We start from the raw sequence: 14,184 nt of genomic DNA, 5'->3' as shown, positions 1-14,184 counted from the left end.
CATAGATTCGGTGATGCTTTCCCAGTTTTGGGAAGCCATTTTTGATTGTATAGCTTGCATAAATGATTAAATAAAGATTGAGTTTTTAACAAAGCATATCCGTAGAGACGTACAGCAGTGCGTCTAACATCATGTATTGATGACACCTGTTAAGTAAACGCGCTGCTGTGCGTCTCTACGGATATGCTTTGACGTAAATTAAACTTTAGAATTTATTGGAGTTATTTCGTTTTTGATAATCCCCCATCCACAGTAATTTCTATACCATGAATATAAGAAGCATCATCTGAGGCTAAGAAAAGAACAGTTTTTGCTATTTCAGAAGGTTCTCCAAAACGTTTAAATGGCAGAGTAGGAGTAACAGCATCAATTGTTCCTTCTATTTGTTCTGAACTCATACCGGTATTGTTGAAAATATTTGTTTTAATGTATCCTGGGCTAATACCATTTACACGAATGTTTTTTGAAGTGCATTCAGCAGCAAACGTTTTGATAAACGATTGAACAGCTGCTTTTGCAGCAGTATAGACAGACATGTTTGGATGGCCTACTTCTGTCAAAAATGTAGTATTTAGAATTATCGAACTACCTTTTTGCATTATAGGCAGTAATTGCTGAACAGTAAAAAAAGTTCCTTTTACCAACATATCGAATATTTCATCAAAATCTACAATACTTACCATTTCAATAGGGCCGAATTTTCCATATCCCGCATTGACAAATAAAACATCTACTTTATCTGTGTGTGCCTTTATTTGGGTTTGTAATTCTAAAATATCAGATAATTTTCCGGCATTTGATACAATTCCAATTGCATTAGAACCTAAATTTTCTATAGCTTTATCTACTGTTTCCTGACTGCGTCCTGTTATAATAACTTTAGCACCATTACTGATAAATTCCTGCGCTGTCGCAAACCCCATTCCATTCGTTCCGCCTGTAATAAATACGACTTTGTTTTTAAATCTTTGCATTTTTATTGTTTTTAATTATGATGCAAAGATTTTAAAAATAGAAAAGGGAAAAAATCCGAAACTTGCGGTTTTGTATTAAATTTCTGAATTTGTAACTGCGCCTTCCCAGCCAATTATTGCCGTTTTTCGGGTATTTCCCCACATATAACCGCCAAAGATTCCCGAAGACTGAATTACGCGATGACATGGAATTAAAAATGCGACAGGATTACTCCCAATTGCAGTTCCAACAGCACGGGAAGCATTTGGTTTTTGAATTTGATGCGCAATAGTTCCATAAGTAGAAAGCTGCCCCATTGGAATTTTTAATAAAGTTTCCCAAACCTTCAGTTGAAAATCGGTTCCTTTTAAATGCAGTTTTATTTCAGATAATTTACTCCAGTCATTTTGGAAAATAAAAAGAGCATTTTGCTGTGCTAAATCAAGTTTTCGGGAAAAAGCAGCATTCGGAAATTTGTATTTTAAATCATTAAATCCGATAGCTTCATCTTCGGCGAAAGCCATAAAACAAACACCTTTTTGAGTTGAAGCCACAATAATATTCCCAAACGGACTTTCGGCAAAACTGTAATTTATTTCCAGATTTTTTCCGCCGTTTTTATATTCGGCAGGCGTCATTCCTTCAATATTTACAAATAAATCATGAAGTCGGCTAGTGCCTGAAAGTCCCGTTTCGTATGCAGTTTCAGAAATAGTTGCCTGATTTTCTTTGAGTAATTTTTTCGCGTGTTCCAAACTGGTATACTGCAAAAACTTCTTCGGACTTGTTCCCGCCCAATCGCTGAAAAGCCTCTGAAAGTGAAACGGACTCAAATGCACTTTCTCTGCAACTTCATCAAGATTGGGCTGGTCTTTAAAATTTGCTTTGATATAATCGATAGCATCTGCGATACGATTATAATTGATGTTTTCCTGTGTGTTCATTTTCATTCAATTTTATAAGGCAAAGATCGATTGGTTTTTGCAGGTATAAAATCCGAAACTTGCTTTGTTTTTTGCCGCAAAGACACAAAGTCGCTAAGTTTTTCTTTACAATATTGTCATCCTGAGCGAAGTCGAAGGAACGCAAAGTAAATCGGCAAAGATTGATATAAACTTAAAAAATAAAAACTTTGTGTCTTAGCGACTTCGTGGCATTATGTCTCAATGTGCCGTAGTTTTCGAAAAAACATTAATAACCACAACACCAATTATAATTAAACTCAATCCAATTATCGCAGGTAAATCTGGGATTTCTTTAAAGAAAACAGCACCAATGATTGTAATTAAAACAATTCCAACTCCAGACCAAATCGCATAGGCAAAACCAACCGGAATTGTTCTGATGGCAAAACTCAAAAAATAAAACGCAGCAAAATAGCCAACAACGGTTATAATACTTGGTAAAAGTTGTGTAAACTGTTCAGACTTTTTTAATGCCGATGTTGCAATGATTTCGAAGATAATGGCAATAAATAAAAATAAAAAATTCTTCATGGTTCCGGTTTTTTACAAAGTTAAGCTTTGTATGAAAGGAGAAAGAATTATTTAAGATTATCTTTTCTTGCAGAAACGCTGATTAATTTATATCCATTTTTAGTTCTTAAAAATTCAAGATGATCTTGTCCGTGATCAGTTTTATTTTTTGGATTGATCACGATATTTTTAACTGGATATATCCAATCTTTAGATTCATTGCAATTGTTGAAGTATATTTCGTATTCGCTTGATTCAAAAATAAACTGATTTAACCCGTCAGTAGAAACAAAGTAATCCGTTTTTGGATTTTTGAGTTCCTGAAGTTTTGATTTTAAATAGATATAATTTTGATTGATAAATTTAGTTTTGGATGAATTTATCCAGCCGTTTGGTTCTTTCCAATACGAGATTTTATCAAAAGAATGTTTTTCTAAATTGGTTTTAGATAGATCTGAAAGCAGTGTGTTCTGCAACCAATATTTAAATTCTTTATCAAAATTTACAAACGAATAATATTGTCCGTCAACCCCAAGGAAATTTTCTCTTATCGGATTTTTGCTTGGCTCTTTTGATTTTTCCAAAGAGTAAAAATTTAAATCATCGTTGTAAGCAAAATTTTCAATTAAGATTTTATTGTTAGTGTCGATTAAGAATTCTTTTCCTCCTTTCCAGAAAAAATGTTCTCCATCCATTTCTTTTTTAGCGTCTTTTAATCCTATGAACATTTCGTTTTTGGCTTTAGTTAAATTGCTGTATTCTGCAGGAATTACAATTTTTCCCTCGCCATTAAACATTCCCATTTTATCGGTTTTGCGGTCTGTAAATCGTATTAAACCTTCATTTTCACAATCTGGGCCATTGTCAAAACTATATAAACTGTCACGACCAACTATTCTTCCTGTTTTGGTTAAATAATAGCTTTCCCATTTCCCATCTTTTTCTTCACTAGCGGCAATAATATTTTCAAATTTACGGGCAGTTGTAAAACCAGTAGTAAATTTTGGTTCTATTTTGACAATGCAGTTTTTATCTTTAAATCCAATAAGCGTAGTGTCTTTGTTCCAAAAAGAAACCCAGATATCGTTATTTTGAGCGAATGCTGTAAAATTTAGAACGAGAAATATATAAAGTACTATACTCTTTTTCATGAAATTTATTTATCGAAGATGAATTTCTGCTTCATTATTTTTTGCTTCATCAAAGCAATCAATACACAACATTTTAAAATCGGCTTTAGCTTGAAAAACTTCTGTCCATTCTTCGTCATTATCTAAAAGATATTGTTCGCATTCTTCGCACCATGCAATTTGGGGAAGATCTTTTTCGGCTTCTGAATAGAAGAAACCTACTTTTTCTTTGGAGTCTATTGCCATTGCAATGTGAATACAGCTGAAAGACATTTCTTTTGAACCATGTATATCACATAAAACTTTTTCGATCATATTTTTAAAGAATTTTATTTTGGAGAGTTCTTTAATTTCAAATTTAAACTTAAAATTTCGGATTCTGAAATTTGGGTTCTAAACAGAAAACCCGACAGCTTTTAAAAACTGTCGGGTTTGAAATGATTTTTAAGAACCGTATTTCGTAAGTCTAGCGTCTTTTAAAGCTACTTCATAATCATTCAGTGTTTTAGTGCTTAATTCTACTTCAGCTTTAGCCTTATTTAATTTCTCCTGTGATTTAGCTATCCGTATTTTTGCTTTTTCAATATCTTTCTGATGATCAGGATCATTGCTTTTTTCCGGAGAATTTTCAAGTTGCTTTAAATTTTCAAGTTGCGCTTTCAAATCCAATTCTATTTTCCATTCTTCTTGTCCAAGTTTTATAAGTTTTTGTTCTTCTCGCGCAATTCTGTTTTTCGCTCTTTGTACTTTACCTTTAGAAAGATTTTTTGTGCTTTCCATTTTTGAAAGCTTTGGCTCCATCCATGGATACATTGTCTTCTGCAATTCAGGTTTTGAAGGATCAGAATTTTGTGCGGCTACAAAAAGCGGAAATATTATGATTATTAACGCAATTAGGGATGTTCTCATAATTTGGTTTTGGTCTTCAAAAATATACTTATATTTTGAAATCGTAGTATAGCCAAATATAAAATTACTTATTTTTATTTTACGCTTTTTAAAAGAGCTTGATTTATTTCTTCTTGCTTTTTCTTTCTTTCTGCTTCTTCTTTTTCCTTTTTTTCGAGATCTGCTTTTTTTGTTAGAGAAATTTCCATTTCTTTTTTTAAACTTTCAACTTTCTTTGAACTTGTTTCCAGTTCAGTTTTGGCTTTGTTTAGCTTTTCTTCAGATTTTGCTATTTGCTCTTTAGTTTTCTGTATGTTTTTTTGAACATCACTATTTGCATTATTAGGAGAATTTTCAAGTGTTGTTAATTGGTCTTGCTGTTTTTTCAGATCGGCATTTAGTTTTGTGGTTTTTTCTTCTAACTTCTCTTTGTTTTTTTCTTCATTGTCCAGTGCTTTTTGAGTTTTTGAGTTCTTATTTTGCAATCGATTGAACATTGCTTGCTGACTCCATTGACGGTCAGCTCTATCGCGTTCACTAGCCCATTTTTGATTTTGTGCATTCATTTGTTGATTCATTTGCATTCGTTGGTTGTAAACTTGTGCGGAAGCAAAAAATGGCAATATTATTAGCAGAGTTGTAATAAAATGTAATTTCATGATTTTGTTTTTGGCTGATTTTGGAATCCAAATATATTCAAAAATTATCTGATTAATTTTAAGGTCTTGTTCTGAGATATAAAAAGTAAAAGATTTTCTGAAAACTGAATAAAAAACAAAACCCGACAAGTTTTTAAAACCTGTCGGGTTTGGACTATGCATTAGATAAATCTAAAATCTAAGATCAGAAATCTTAAATTTTTAGTATCTGTAGTATTCTGGTTTGAATGGACCTTCAACAGGAACACCAATATAAGCAGCTTGATCGTCACGTAAAACTTCAAGTTCAACGCCTAATTTAGCTAAGTGTAAAGCAGCAACTTTTTCATCTAAATGTTTTGGTAACATATAAACGTCATTGTTGTAAGCAGCACTATTTTTCCATAATTCGATTTGAGCTAAAGTTTGATTTGTAAATGAGTTACTCATTACAAAACTTGGGTGACCTGTAGCACAACCAAGGTTAACTAAACGACCTTCAGCAAGAATGATGATATCTTTTCCAGCGATAGTATATTTGTCAACCTGAGGTTTGATTTCGATTTTTGATGCACCGTGGTTTTTGTTTAACCAAGCCATATCAATTTCGTTATCAAAGTGCCCAATGTTACAAACAACAGTTTTGTCTTTCATTTGCTCGAAATGACTTCCAAGAACGATATCTTTATTTCCAGTAGTTGTAATGATGATATCAGCATTAGCAATTACAGTGTTTAATTTTTTAACTTCATAACCGTCCATTGCAGCTTGTAAAGCACAAATTGGATCGATTTCAGTAACAGTTACAATAGAACCTGCACCTCTGAAAGAAGCAGCAGTTCCTTTTCCAACATCACCGTATCCACAAACGATAACTCTTTTTCCAGCTAACATTAAGTCAGTTGCACGACGTACAGCATCTACAGCAGATTCTTTACATCCGTATTTGTTATCAAATTTAGATTTAGTAACAGAGTCATTAATGTTGATTGCAGGCATTGGTAAAGTTCCAGCTTTTACTCTTTCGTAAAGTCTGTGAACACCAGTTGTAGTTTCTTCAGAAAGACCTTTAATTCCAGGAACTAATTCAGGAAAACGATCAATAACCATGTTAGTTAAATCTCCACCATCATCAAGAATCATGTTCAATGGTTTTCTGTCTTCACCAAAGAATAAAGTTTGCTCAATACACCAGTCAAATGATTGCTCATCAAGACCTTTCCAAGCATAAACCTGAATTCCAGCAGCAGCAATAGCAGCAGCAGCCTGATCCTGAGTAGAGAAAATGTTACAAGAAGACCAAGTAACTTCAGCACCAAGAGCAATTAAAGTTTCGATCAAAACTGCAGTTTGAATCGTCATGTGTAAACATCCAGCAATACGAGCACCTGCAAGAGGTTGTTCGTCTTTGTATTCAGCACGAAGCGCCATTAAACCTGGCATTTCAGCCTCAGCCAGTTCAATTTCTTTTCTTCCCCAAGCCGCTAGAGAAATGTCTTTTACTTTGAAAGCCACAAAAGGCGTAGTTGTAGTACTCATTTATAGTATATTTGTATAATTGTAAAATTTTTGCAAATTTACGGAATACCTTTTTATTTTTACTACTTTCTGTAAGATTTGTGAAATCTTTAAATTCTTAATCTCTAGAACATTAGTTTATGAATCGTTTTTAACCATATAAGTGATATAAGTTCATTTAAAAAAGATTCCTAAACTATTACCTTTGCTGCGAATTGCTTATATTTACTTAATACATTTTTTGACCTAATAGTTGTATTTTCTTACATAACTTATATGGTTAAAAATAATAACCGTAACGAACAACACGAATGCCTTTATTTCAAACCATACAGTTTAACGAAACGACTAAAATCTTAATTTGGGAAATAACCGAGTCCTTAGAGGAGTTATTGAGCAAAGTTGTGTTGAAAGAAAAAACACAAAAAAGACTGGACGGAATGAAATCGCAAATGCATCAGCGTGCTTTTTTAAGTGTTCGCATGTTGATTCAGGAAATGGGTTTTACAGATAAAGATTTGCATTATGACGAATTTGGGAAACCTTATTTCGATTGTCATAATTATATTTCAATAACACATTCGTATCATTTTGCGGCCATAATTATAAGCCACGAAACAGTAGGAATTGACATGGAATTGCAACGCGAAAAAATCCTTCGCATTGCTGATAAATTTGTCGATACAGAATTCGAATATTTAAATCCAAATATTTTAGGAGAATACGTTAAAAAACTCACAGTAATCTGGGGTGCAAAAGAAGCAATCTTTAAAATTAGAAATGAAAAAGGAATTAGTTTTAAAGATCATATCAAAGTTGATGATTTCTCTTTAAATGAATCTCAAGCACAGGCAAGCCTTCATTTTGACGATTTAATAAAAGATTTTGACGTGCATTACAAAGAAATCAAATCAGATAATTTTGAAGGGAATTTTACTTTGGTATATGCCTTTGAGAAATAGTTTTAATATTAATGGTCTGTAATAAAATGAAAAAACTATTTGTTATAATCTGGTTTTTACAATCATTGCAATTGATTTATGGACAAAAAATTAAATCAGAATTTGAAGCTAAAGCTGATGAAATTAATTATCAAGTTAGATTTATTGACAGTATTGGGAAGCAAAAAACCGAAGGAATAATTGAAGGGATAGTTAAATATTCGCATGGACCAAATAAAAATTATGGATGGGAAGCGTATTTTTTTAATGATGAAGAAAAGAAAAAGCCATTAAGAATTAAATACAGCGAAACTACACCAAAGGGGATTGAGCACTTAAATCTATACTATAAAGATGGAGAGTTAATATATTCAGAATTGATGAAAATTGAATACAATCGAAAGTTAAAACCTATAAATCAGGTTGTTAAAAAATTTATTTTCGAAAACAACAATGTTTTAAATCCTAAAGATGTATTAGATGAAGATTCATTTTATATTATTGAAAAATCAAAATTACTTGTAAAAGAAATTTATAATTTATAAAGTTTCTTACTGTAGAATGTAAGTTCAGTTTTTAAAATTCGCTTTCTTTTTTTCGATGCTCAAACATACTCACATATAAAAAAGTGCTCATTTTACGAGCGCGTCTTTTTAGTGTTTCCACATTTTCGCCTTCAAAATGCTCGTCTAATGTCTGAGCCCAATGATTAAGCCATATTCCGAATTCATTAGCGGTTATTTTACTATCAAAATGTGCGTCAACTTCATTGTGGACAGCATGCGGATTTCCTTTGTATTTTTTTACGGCAAACAAATTAGTTTCCCAAAAATCAGTCAGTTTTTCCAAATGTGCGTCCCAATCTTTTATAATCATATTAAAATAAAAGCCGATTTCTTTATCGGCTCTTATTTTAGCATAGAAATGATGTACTAAGAAAGAAATATCGGCTCTATTTTCTATTTGCTTTTTCACAGAATAAAGGTATTTAAAAGAATAAACAATACACTTAAAAATGTACTAAGAATTAAAAGGTTAAAAACAATTCTATGTTTCATTTGTGCCAAAATTGAAGTGTTCACAAAGATACAAGCCAATACAATAATGGCCAATTGAATCATTTGACCAATAGAAGTTCCGTGAGAAAGAATATACATTGCTGCAGCTGCACCTAAACAGCTTTGACCAATTACAGCCATTGTTGCAGAACCAATATAATTTTTATTGAAATTTTCGAATGTTGTTTGATATAGTGTCATGATATTGAGATTTTTATACTACAAAGGTACATGCACTTTACTGCTGCGTTTTATGATTAAAATCATAAAACAGGAATTATTTTATCGGTATACTTTTCGGTTAATAATCTTCAATTCGCCTTTTTTTTCCAAAGCTTTAATAGCTCGAATAACGGTTTCAACGCGTAAACCGGTTAAGTCGCCAATTTGCTGTCTGGTAAAATTGATTAAATAACCGTTTACATCTTTTTTAAAATTGAAATAAGCAATTCCGTGATCAATTAGTTTTAATACTCTATGTTCAGGTTCATGCGTAGAAATTTCAGCAGCCATAACCGATTTGTAATACAAACGCTGCGCAAGATTTTCGATTATTTTAATGCTGATTGCAGGATTTTCTTCCAGCAGTTTCAAAAAAGTTGCTTTAGGGAGCAGCAAAATCTCACTGTCTTCAACTGCAATAGAATTGGCAGGATATTTTTGGTTTAAAAATAAAGGAGGTTCTCCAAAAGACTGCCCTTTATAAAAGATACCCTGAATAAATTCGCGCCCGTCATCATTGTAATTACTCATTTTAATTTCGCCCGAAATTATCTGATAATAATGCGTTGGCAGATTTCCTTCTTCAAAAATGATTTCACTTTTTTCAAAAGACTTTTTCAAGGCGCCATATTTTTCTAATAATTCAGTCGCGATCATATTTGTTTTCTTTGGATGTTAACAGAGAGTTTACAAATATAATTCATTCAAAATAGTTCTTCTACGTTAAAAACTTTTTACTTTTACTGCCGTTATGAAGCAAAAAATATTAACAATTCACCAGCAAATTTTGGATGCTAAGAAAAACGGACAAAAACTATTGGCCATTCTTCTGGATCCGGATAAAATTGTTTGGGAAAATTTGGATCATTTATTACTTAAAATAAACCAATCTCCTGCAACACATATTTTTGTGGGTGGAAGTATTGTTCAAAGTACCATTTTAGAAGATTTAATTACGCAGTTAAAACAAAAAACAAATCTGCCTGTTATAATTTTTCCGGGCGATCCGTCGCAGATTTCCCCACAAGCAGATGCTATATTGTTCTTGTCTCTATTATCTGGCCGAAATCCGGATTATTTAATTGAATATCAGGTTCAGGCTGCACCAATTCTCAAAAAAACAAAGCTAGAAGTTATTTCAACAGGATATATTTTAATCGAAAGCGGCAATGAAACCGCAGTAGCTCGCGTTAGTAAAACAGAACCGCTTAATCGTGAAAATTTTGATTTAGCTTTAGCAACAGCTCAGGCAGGCGAAATGCTCGGAAACAAATTAATTTATTTAGAAGCAGGAAGCGGTGCAAAAAAAGCGGTGCCGCTGGAAATGATCTCATTGATTGCTCAAAACATAGAAATTCCTGTAATTGTTGGAGGAGGAATTGTAGATTTGCACGGAATTAAAAATGCCTATAATGCAGGTGCTGATTTAGTAGTTATTGGAACTGCTTTTGAAAACGACAGTCATTTTTTTGATTCATAAATAAAATTTAACAGCCACAAATACCACAAAAATGATTGACTTTTTTCTTGATAGTTATAAAAACACTCCATTATGGCATATCGCTTTGGAGTTTTTGGTCTTTGTTTTTGGAATTTTAAGTGTTTGGTTTGCTAAAAAAGAAAACATCTGGGTTTATCCAACAGGATTAATTGCCACCGTAATTTCAGTATATCTTTTATATGTTGCCGGTTATATTGGTGATATGATTATCAACGCCTATTTCTCGATTATGAGCATTTATGGCTGGTATGTTTGGGCAAAAGGCGGAACGGTTGAAGATAACCTGCCAATTACAAGAACAAATTTTAATGAAAAAATAATTGGGGTTTTATTGTTTTTCGTGACCATTTTCGTAGTTTTCGGGATTTATAAATATTTCGATTACGAAATACACAATGACAATTATGTCGATATGATATCGTCTGGAATCTTTTTTGCAGGAATGTGGTACATGGCAAGAAAAAAAATCGAAAACTGGACATTGTGGATTATCGGTGATATTATTGTAGTGCCTCTTTATGCTTATCGCGGCTTAGGGATGCTGTCACTTCAATATTTAATTTTTACAATTTTGGCTATTTCAGCTTATTTAGAATGGAAAAAGATCTTAGACAGCAAAAAACAACAATAATAAAAATTGCTTTATTTGGCCCTGAAAGTACAGGTAAAACAACTTTAGCAAAACAGCTTGCAGATTATTATGAAACCGAATGGGTTCCAGAATTTGCACGTGATTATCTGCAGGAAAAATGGGAAGAAAATCAGCATATTTGTACCGCTGATGACATGATGCCTATTGCTTACGGGCAAACAGCACTGGAAAATGAAAAACTTGCTGCAGCAAATAAATACTTGTTTTGCGATACTAATTTAATGGTTACCAAAGTTTTTTCTGAAGTATATTATGGTTTTTGTGATCCTCTTTTAAACGAAGCGGCACTAGAACATGATTACGATTTATTTTTCCTGACGGATATTGATGTTCCTTGGGAGAAAGATGATATTAGAGATACTCCGGAAGGAAGAGAAACCGTATTCTCTGTCTTTAAACAAGCTTTAATAAATACTAAAAAACCTTTTATAACACTTTCGGGCGATAAAGAAAGCCGTTTAGCAAAAGCAAAAGCGATTGTTGATTCTTTGAGAGCTTTAAAAGAAAAAGGATTGTCATCTGAGGATTTCGTTGATATTTATAATCATGGTATTCCATTCGAAAATATTTTAAAACAATTAAAAATATTTAAAAACGGAATTGCTAAAAGCAACTTAATAAGTCCAGCAACTATCAATAATGGAATTCTAAGCTTGTCAGAAGCTGATTTTGAAAAAAAGGCTTCTTTTTTTGATGATCAGAAAGAAAAATTAAAAATTAAAAAATTTGTTCCCGCATCTGGTGCGGCAACCAGAATGTTCAAATTTTTAAGTGCTTTTCTGAATGATTTTGATATTGAAAAAGAAACAATAAACGCCTATATAAATAGAAAGAAAGACAAAGAACTTGCCATTTTTATTATCGGGATGGATAAGTTTCCTTTTTTTGAAGAAGTTCATGAAAAGCTAAAAGAAATTTATCCTGATTTTGAAAATTTAGAAAGAGATTATAAAAATTATTATTTTATAAAATTACTCTTGTCTCCTGATTATTATAATTCAGCGAACAAGCCAAAAGCAGTGTTGCCATTTCATTTATATAAAACGCACATTGCAAACCCAATTGAAGAACATTTGAATGAATGTGTGCATTATGCTACATCAAAAAGTGTTTCAAATTTGCATTTTACAGTTTCAGAAATCCATCAGGATTTGTTTGAAAAAGCGATTGATGAGGTTAAAGAAAAGATTGAAACTGAATCTGGAACTAAAATCAATATTGGTTATTCTTATCAAAATAAAAGCACAGATTCTATTAATGTTAACTCAAAAAATAAGATTGTTAGAAGTGCAAACGGTAATTTGGTTTTTAGACCAGGCGGACATGGTGCTTTAATTGAAAACTTGAATAATCTGGATTCAGATATCATTTTTATTAAAAACATTGATAATGTAATTCAGAATCATATTGACAAAATTACATTGTATAAAAAGGCTTTAGGCGGAATTTTAATTGGAGTACAGCAAAAAGTATTTGGATATTTAAAAGCAATTGAAAAAGGAGAAGTGACTGAAAATGATCTTGCTGAAATTGTTGATATTTTAATGCAAAAGCTAAACATTCAAATGACTAAAGATTTTAATAAATTCACTTTTGAAAATAAAATTGCAAAAATTAAAGACCTATTAGACAGACCAATTAGAGTTTGCGGAATGGTTCGTAATGAAGGAGAACCGGGCGGCGGGCCGTTTTGGGTAATGAATGAAAAAGGAGAAACTTCTTTGCAAATTGTAGAAACTTCTCAAGTTGATTTGGCAAATAAAAAACAGCTTGAAATTTTAGAAGAAGCAACCCATTTTAATCCAGTTGATTTAGTTTGCGGAATTAAAAACTATAAAGGTGAAAAATTTGATCTGAAACAATTTGTAGATCAAAAATCAGGATTTATTGTTGAGAAAAGTGTTGAAGGAAAACCGGTAAAAAGTTATGAACTTCCGGGATTATGGAATGGATCAATGGCAAATTGGTTAACCGTTTTTGTCGCAGTTCCGTTAATTACTTTTAATCCGGTGAAAACCGTAAATGATTTATTAAAGCCAGCGCATCAGCCACAATAATGGATAGCGATAAAATAATATCAGAATTAAATTTCAAAGCCGTTAGAAGCAGTGGCGCGGGTGGACAAAATGTAAATAAAGTTTCATCAAAAGTGGTTTTGTCTTTTGATTTAAATGCATCACAAGCTTTATCTGAAGATGAAAAGCTGCTTTTACAAACTAATATTCCTGCTCGTTTAACAACCGAAAATATCTTAATTTTAAATTGCGACGAAGACAGAAGTCAGCTTAAAAATAAAGAAATAGTTATAAAACGTTTTTTAGAAATTATCAAAAAAGGTTTGTTTGTGCCCAAAGTTAGAAAAGCTACAAAGATTCCGAAATCGGTAATCAAAAAAAGAATCAAGGATAAAAAGAATATTTCTGAAAGAAAACAATCGAGGAGAAAACCTAACTTGGAATAATACTTTTTTCTTTAAGATTTAATTACAGGCCATCTAAAAACAAGATTAAAAGTCAAATTGCAAATGCGTAGAATCTTTAATTTTTTTCTAATAGTTTTTGTTTCAACTGTGATAGCAGGTTTCTATGGAATTTTTCACGACCAAATTACCTATACTATTTCGCAAGAATATTACACTTTATTTAAATTTGATCAATTTGGAGTGAATCAATGGGGAATTACATCTGAAAGAGTAAAAGTAGGAATCATTGGTTTTTTGGCGACTTGGTGGGTCGGGTTTATCATAGGAATTGTATACGCTCTGATTTCATTATTTTTTAATTCTAAAAAAGTTTTAAAATTTACCATACAATCTATTTTGTTAAATATTGGTTTCGCTGTATTCTTAGGTTTTATAGGCTTTATATACGGAGTTTTCTTTTTAAGAGAAAAAAATATAGATTGGTATATCCCTAAAGAAACAATTCATATTCAAGACTTTATTAACGTTGGTTCAATTCACAATTTTGGATATATTGGCGGTTTAATTGGTTTGTTTTTTGGGATCTATTATCAAATAAAAAAATTAAAGAAAAACGTTGCAAATTCAAATTTGTAATTGACTTTGATTTTTGCCATTGCTTTTTGATTTTTGAAATTTTTAACATTACATTTGCACTGTCTCAAAGGGGTGCTCTAAATAACGAGCTGAGATCATACCCAAAGAACCTGAGCGAGTAATGTTGCTAAGGGAAAAAACGACAATTT

Annotated in this window: 18 protein-coding genes; 7 read left to right on the top strand and 11 right to left on the bottom strand. The window is 31.9% G+C overall.

What is annotated here, in order from left to right:
• Positions 1–221: 221 nt before the first annotated feature.
• The 8 genes from B3C18_RS16815 to ahcY all read right to left on the bottom strand — a co-directional run bounded on the left by B3C18_RS16815 (position 222) and on the right by ahcY (position 6,624).
• Entirely contained in the window at positions 222–974 is a 753-nt protein-coding gene (locus B3C18_RS16815) for an SDR family oxidoreductase (RefSeq protein WP_291149157.1), read from the bottom strand.
• 75 nt (positions 975–1,049) lie between these two features.
• Positions 1,050–1,898 carry a bifunctional helix-turn-helix domain-containing protein/methylated-DNA--[protein]-cysteine S-methyltransferase gene (locus tag B3C18_RS16810; protein ID WP_291149154.1) on the bottom strand — a complete coding sequence of 283 codons (849 nt, stop codon included), beginning with the start codon at positions 1,896–1,898 and terminating at the stop codon, positions 1,050–1,052.
• Between the two features lie 219 nt (positions 1,899–2,117).
• The gene (locus tag B3C18_RS16805) at positions 2,118–2,450 is read right to left on the bottom strand and encodes a DMT family transporter (protein ID WP_053472588.1); all 333 of its coding nucleotides are present in this window, start codon (positions 2,448–2,450) and stop codon (positions 2,118–2,120) included.
• A gap of 47 nt (positions 2,451–2,497) precedes the next feature.
• On the bottom strand, positions 2,498–3,580 hold the full coding sequence (locus B3C18_RS16800) for a hypothetical protein (protein ID WP_291149148.1): 1,083 nt from the start codon (positions 3,578–3,580) through the stop codon (positions 2,498–2,500).
• Between the two features lie 9 nt (positions 3,581–3,589).
• Complete coding sequence (locus B3C18_RS16795) at positions 3,590–3,874, bottom strand: hypothetical protein (RefSeq protein ID WP_291149145.1); 285 nt, start codon at positions 3,872–3,874, stop codon at positions 3,590–3,592.
• Positions 3,875–4,003: 129 nt separating this feature from the next.
• Complete coding sequence (locus tag B3C18_RS16790) at positions 4,004–4,339, bottom strand: hypothetical protein (protein WP_291149142.1); 336 nt, start codon at positions 4,337–4,339, stop codon at positions 4,004–4,006.
• 203 nt (positions 4,340–4,542) lie between these two features.
• A complete protein-coding gene (locus tag B3C18_RS16785) occupies positions 4,543–5,106 on the bottom strand; it encodes a hypothetical protein (protein WP_291149140.1) in 564 nt (187 codons plus the stop codon).
• 201 nt (positions 5,107–5,307) lie between these two features.
• Positions 5,308–6,624, bottom strand: coding sequence for an adenosylhomocysteinase (gene ahcY, locus B3C18_RS16780; protein WP_291149136.1), 1,317 nt, complete (start codon positions 6,622–6,624; stop codon positions 5,308–5,310).
• A gap of 290 nt (positions 6,625–6,914) precedes the next feature.
• Between ahcY and B3C18_RS16775 the strand changes: the two genes are divergently transcribed.
• A complete protein-coding gene (locus B3C18_RS16775; protein ID WP_291149134.1) occupies positions 6,915–7,565 on the top strand; it encodes a 4'-phosphopantetheinyl transferase family protein in 651 nt (216 codons plus the stop codon).
• A 26-nt stretch (positions 7,566–7,591) separates the two neighbouring features.
• Positions 7,592–8,089, top strand: coding sequence for a hypothetical protein (locus B3C18_RS16770; protein WP_291149132.1), 498 nt, complete (start codon positions 7,592–7,594; stop codon positions 8,087–8,089).
• Positions 8,090–8,120: 31 nt separating this feature from the next.
• Here the strand turns inward: B3C18_RS16770 and B3C18_RS16765 are convergent, their stop codons facing one another.
• The 3 genes from B3C18_RS16765 to B3C18_RS16755 form a co-directional block, all read right to left on the bottom strand.
• Entirely contained in the window at positions 8,121–8,519 is a 399-nt protein-coding gene (locus tag B3C18_RS16765) for a group III truncated hemoglobin (protein WP_291149130.1), read from the bottom strand.
• On the bottom strand, positions 8,516–8,803 hold the full coding sequence (locus B3C18_RS16760; protein ID WP_291149128.1) for a hypothetical protein: 288 nt from the start codon (positions 8,801–8,803) through the stop codon (positions 8,516–8,518). The genes B3C18_RS16765 and B3C18_RS16760 overlap by 4 nt, the downstream gene beginning before the upstream one ends.
• Positions 8,804–8,884: 81 nt before the next feature.
• A complete protein-coding gene (locus tag B3C18_RS16755; RefSeq protein ID WP_291149125.1) occupies positions 8,885–9,481 on the bottom strand; it encodes a Crp/Fnr family transcriptional regulator in 597 nt (198 codons plus the stop codon).
• A gap of 94 nt (positions 9,482–9,575) precedes the next feature.
• Between B3C18_RS16755 and B3C18_RS16750 the strand changes: the two genes are divergently transcribed.
• From B3C18_RS16750 to B3C18_RS16730, 5 genes are all read left to right on the top strand, one after another.
• Positions 9,576–10,304 carry a geranylgeranylglyceryl/heptaprenylglyceryl phosphate synthase gene (locus B3C18_RS16750; protein WP_291149122.1) on the top strand — a complete coding sequence of 243 codons (729 nt, stop codon included), beginning with the start codon at positions 9,576–9,578 and terminating at the stop codon, positions 10,302–10,304.
• 31 nt (positions 10,305–10,335) lie between these two features.
• Positions 10,336–10,956, top strand: a complete 621-nt coding sequence (gene pnuC / locus B3C18_RS16745) for a nicotinamide riboside transporter PnuC (RefSeq protein WP_291149120.1) — start codon at positions 10,336–10,338, stop codon at positions 10,954–10,956.
• Complete coding sequence (locus tag B3C18_RS16740; RefSeq protein WP_291149118.1) at positions 10,920–13,034, top strand: DUF4301 family protein; 2,115 nt, start codon at positions 10,920–10,922, stop codon at positions 13,032–13,034. Before pnuC ends, B3C18_RS16740 begins: the two co-directional genes overlap by 37 nt.
• A complete protein-coding gene (gene arfB, locus B3C18_RS16735; protein WP_291149116.1) occupies positions 13,034–13,438 on the top strand; it encodes an alternative ribosome rescue aminoacyl-tRNA hydrolase ArfB in 405 nt (134 codons plus the stop codon). Before B3C18_RS16740 ends, arfB begins: the two co-directional genes overlap by 1 nt.
• A gap of 63 nt (positions 13,439–13,501) precedes the next feature.
• Positions 13,502–14,035 (top strand): hypothetical protein, encoded by a 534-nt coding sequence (locus B3C18_RS16730; RefSeq protein ID WP_291149113.1) that lies wholly within the window; start codon positions 13,502–13,504, stop codon positions 14,033–14,035.
• Positions 14,036–14,184 lie beyond the last annotated feature (149 nt).

Source organism: Flavobacterium sp. UBA7680, from assembly GCF_002482975.1.
In the GTDB taxonomy this organism is placed as follows: Bacteria; Bacteroidota; Bacteroidia; order Flavobacteriales; family Flavobacteriaceae; genus Flavobacterium.
This window is presented reverse-complemented; position numbering and strand designations above follow the sequence as displayed.

Bases quoted from the DNA above. Each gene is read 5' to 3' on its own strand.
- B3C18_RS16815 (WP_291149157.1), bottom strand. From the start codon at position 974: ATGCAAAGATTTAAAAACAAAGTCGTATTTATTACAGGCGGAACGAAT.
- B3C18_RS16810 (WP_291149154.1), bottom strand. From the start codon at position 1,898: ATGAACACACAGGAAAACATCAATTATAATCGTATCGCAGATGCTATC.
- B3C18_RS16805 (WP_053472588.1), bottom strand. From the start codon at position 2,450: ATGAAGAATTTTTTATTTTTATTTATTGCCATTATCTTCGAAATCATT.
- B3C18_RS16800 (WP_291149148.1), bottom strand. From the start codon at position 3,580: ATGAAAAAGAGTATAGTACTTTATATATTTCTCGTTCTAAATTTTACA.
- B3C18_RS16795 (WP_291149145.1), bottom strand. From the start codon at position 3,874: ATGATCGAAAAAGTTTTATGTGATATACATGGTTCAAAAGAAATGTCT.
- B3C18_RS16790 (WP_291149142.1), bottom strand. From the start codon at position 4,339: ATGGAAAGCACAAAAAATCTTTCTAAAGGTAAAGTACAAAGAGCGAAA.
- B3C18_RS16785 (WP_291149140.1), bottom strand. From the start codon at position 5,106: ATGAAATTACATTTTATTACAACTCTGCTAATAATATTGCCATTTTTT.
- ahcY (WP_291149136.1), bottom strand. From the start codon at position 6,624: ATGAGTACTACAACTACGCCTTTTGTGGCTTTCAAAGTAAAAGACATT.
- B3C18_RS16775 (WP_291149134.1), top strand. From the start codon at position 6,915: ATGCCTTTATTTCAAACCATACAGTTTAACGAAACGACTAAAATCTTA.
- B3C18_RS16770 (WP_291149132.1), top strand. From the start codon at position 7,592: ATGAAAAAACTATTTGTTATAATCTGGTTTTTACAATCATTGCAATTG.
- B3C18_RS16760 (WP_291149128.1), bottom strand. From the start codon at position 8,803: ATGACACTATATCAAACAACATTCGAAAATTTCAATAAAAATTATATT.
- B3C18_RS16755 (WP_291149125.1), bottom strand. From the start codon at position 9,481: ATGATCGCGACTGAATTATTAGAAAAATATGGCGCCTTGAAAAAGTCT.
- B3C18_RS16750 (WP_291149122.1), top strand. From the start codon at position 9,576: ATGAAGCAAAAAATATTAACAATTCACCAGCAAATTTTGGATGCTAAG.
- pnuC (WP_291149120.1), top strand. From the start codon at position 10,336: ATGATTGACTTTTTTCTTGATAGTTATAAAAACACTCCATTATGGCAT.
- B3C18_RS16740 (WP_291149118.1), top strand. From the start codon at position 10,920: ATGGAAAAAGATCTTAGACAGCAAAAAACAACAATAATAAAAATTGCT.
- arfB (WP_291149116.1), top strand. From the start codon at position 13,034: ATGGATAGCGATAAAATAATATCAGAATTAAATTTCAAAGCCGTTAGA.
- B3C18_RS16730 (WP_291149113.1), top strand. From the start codon at position 13,502: ATGCGTAGAATCTTTAATTTTTTTCTAATAGTTTTTGTTTCAACTGTG.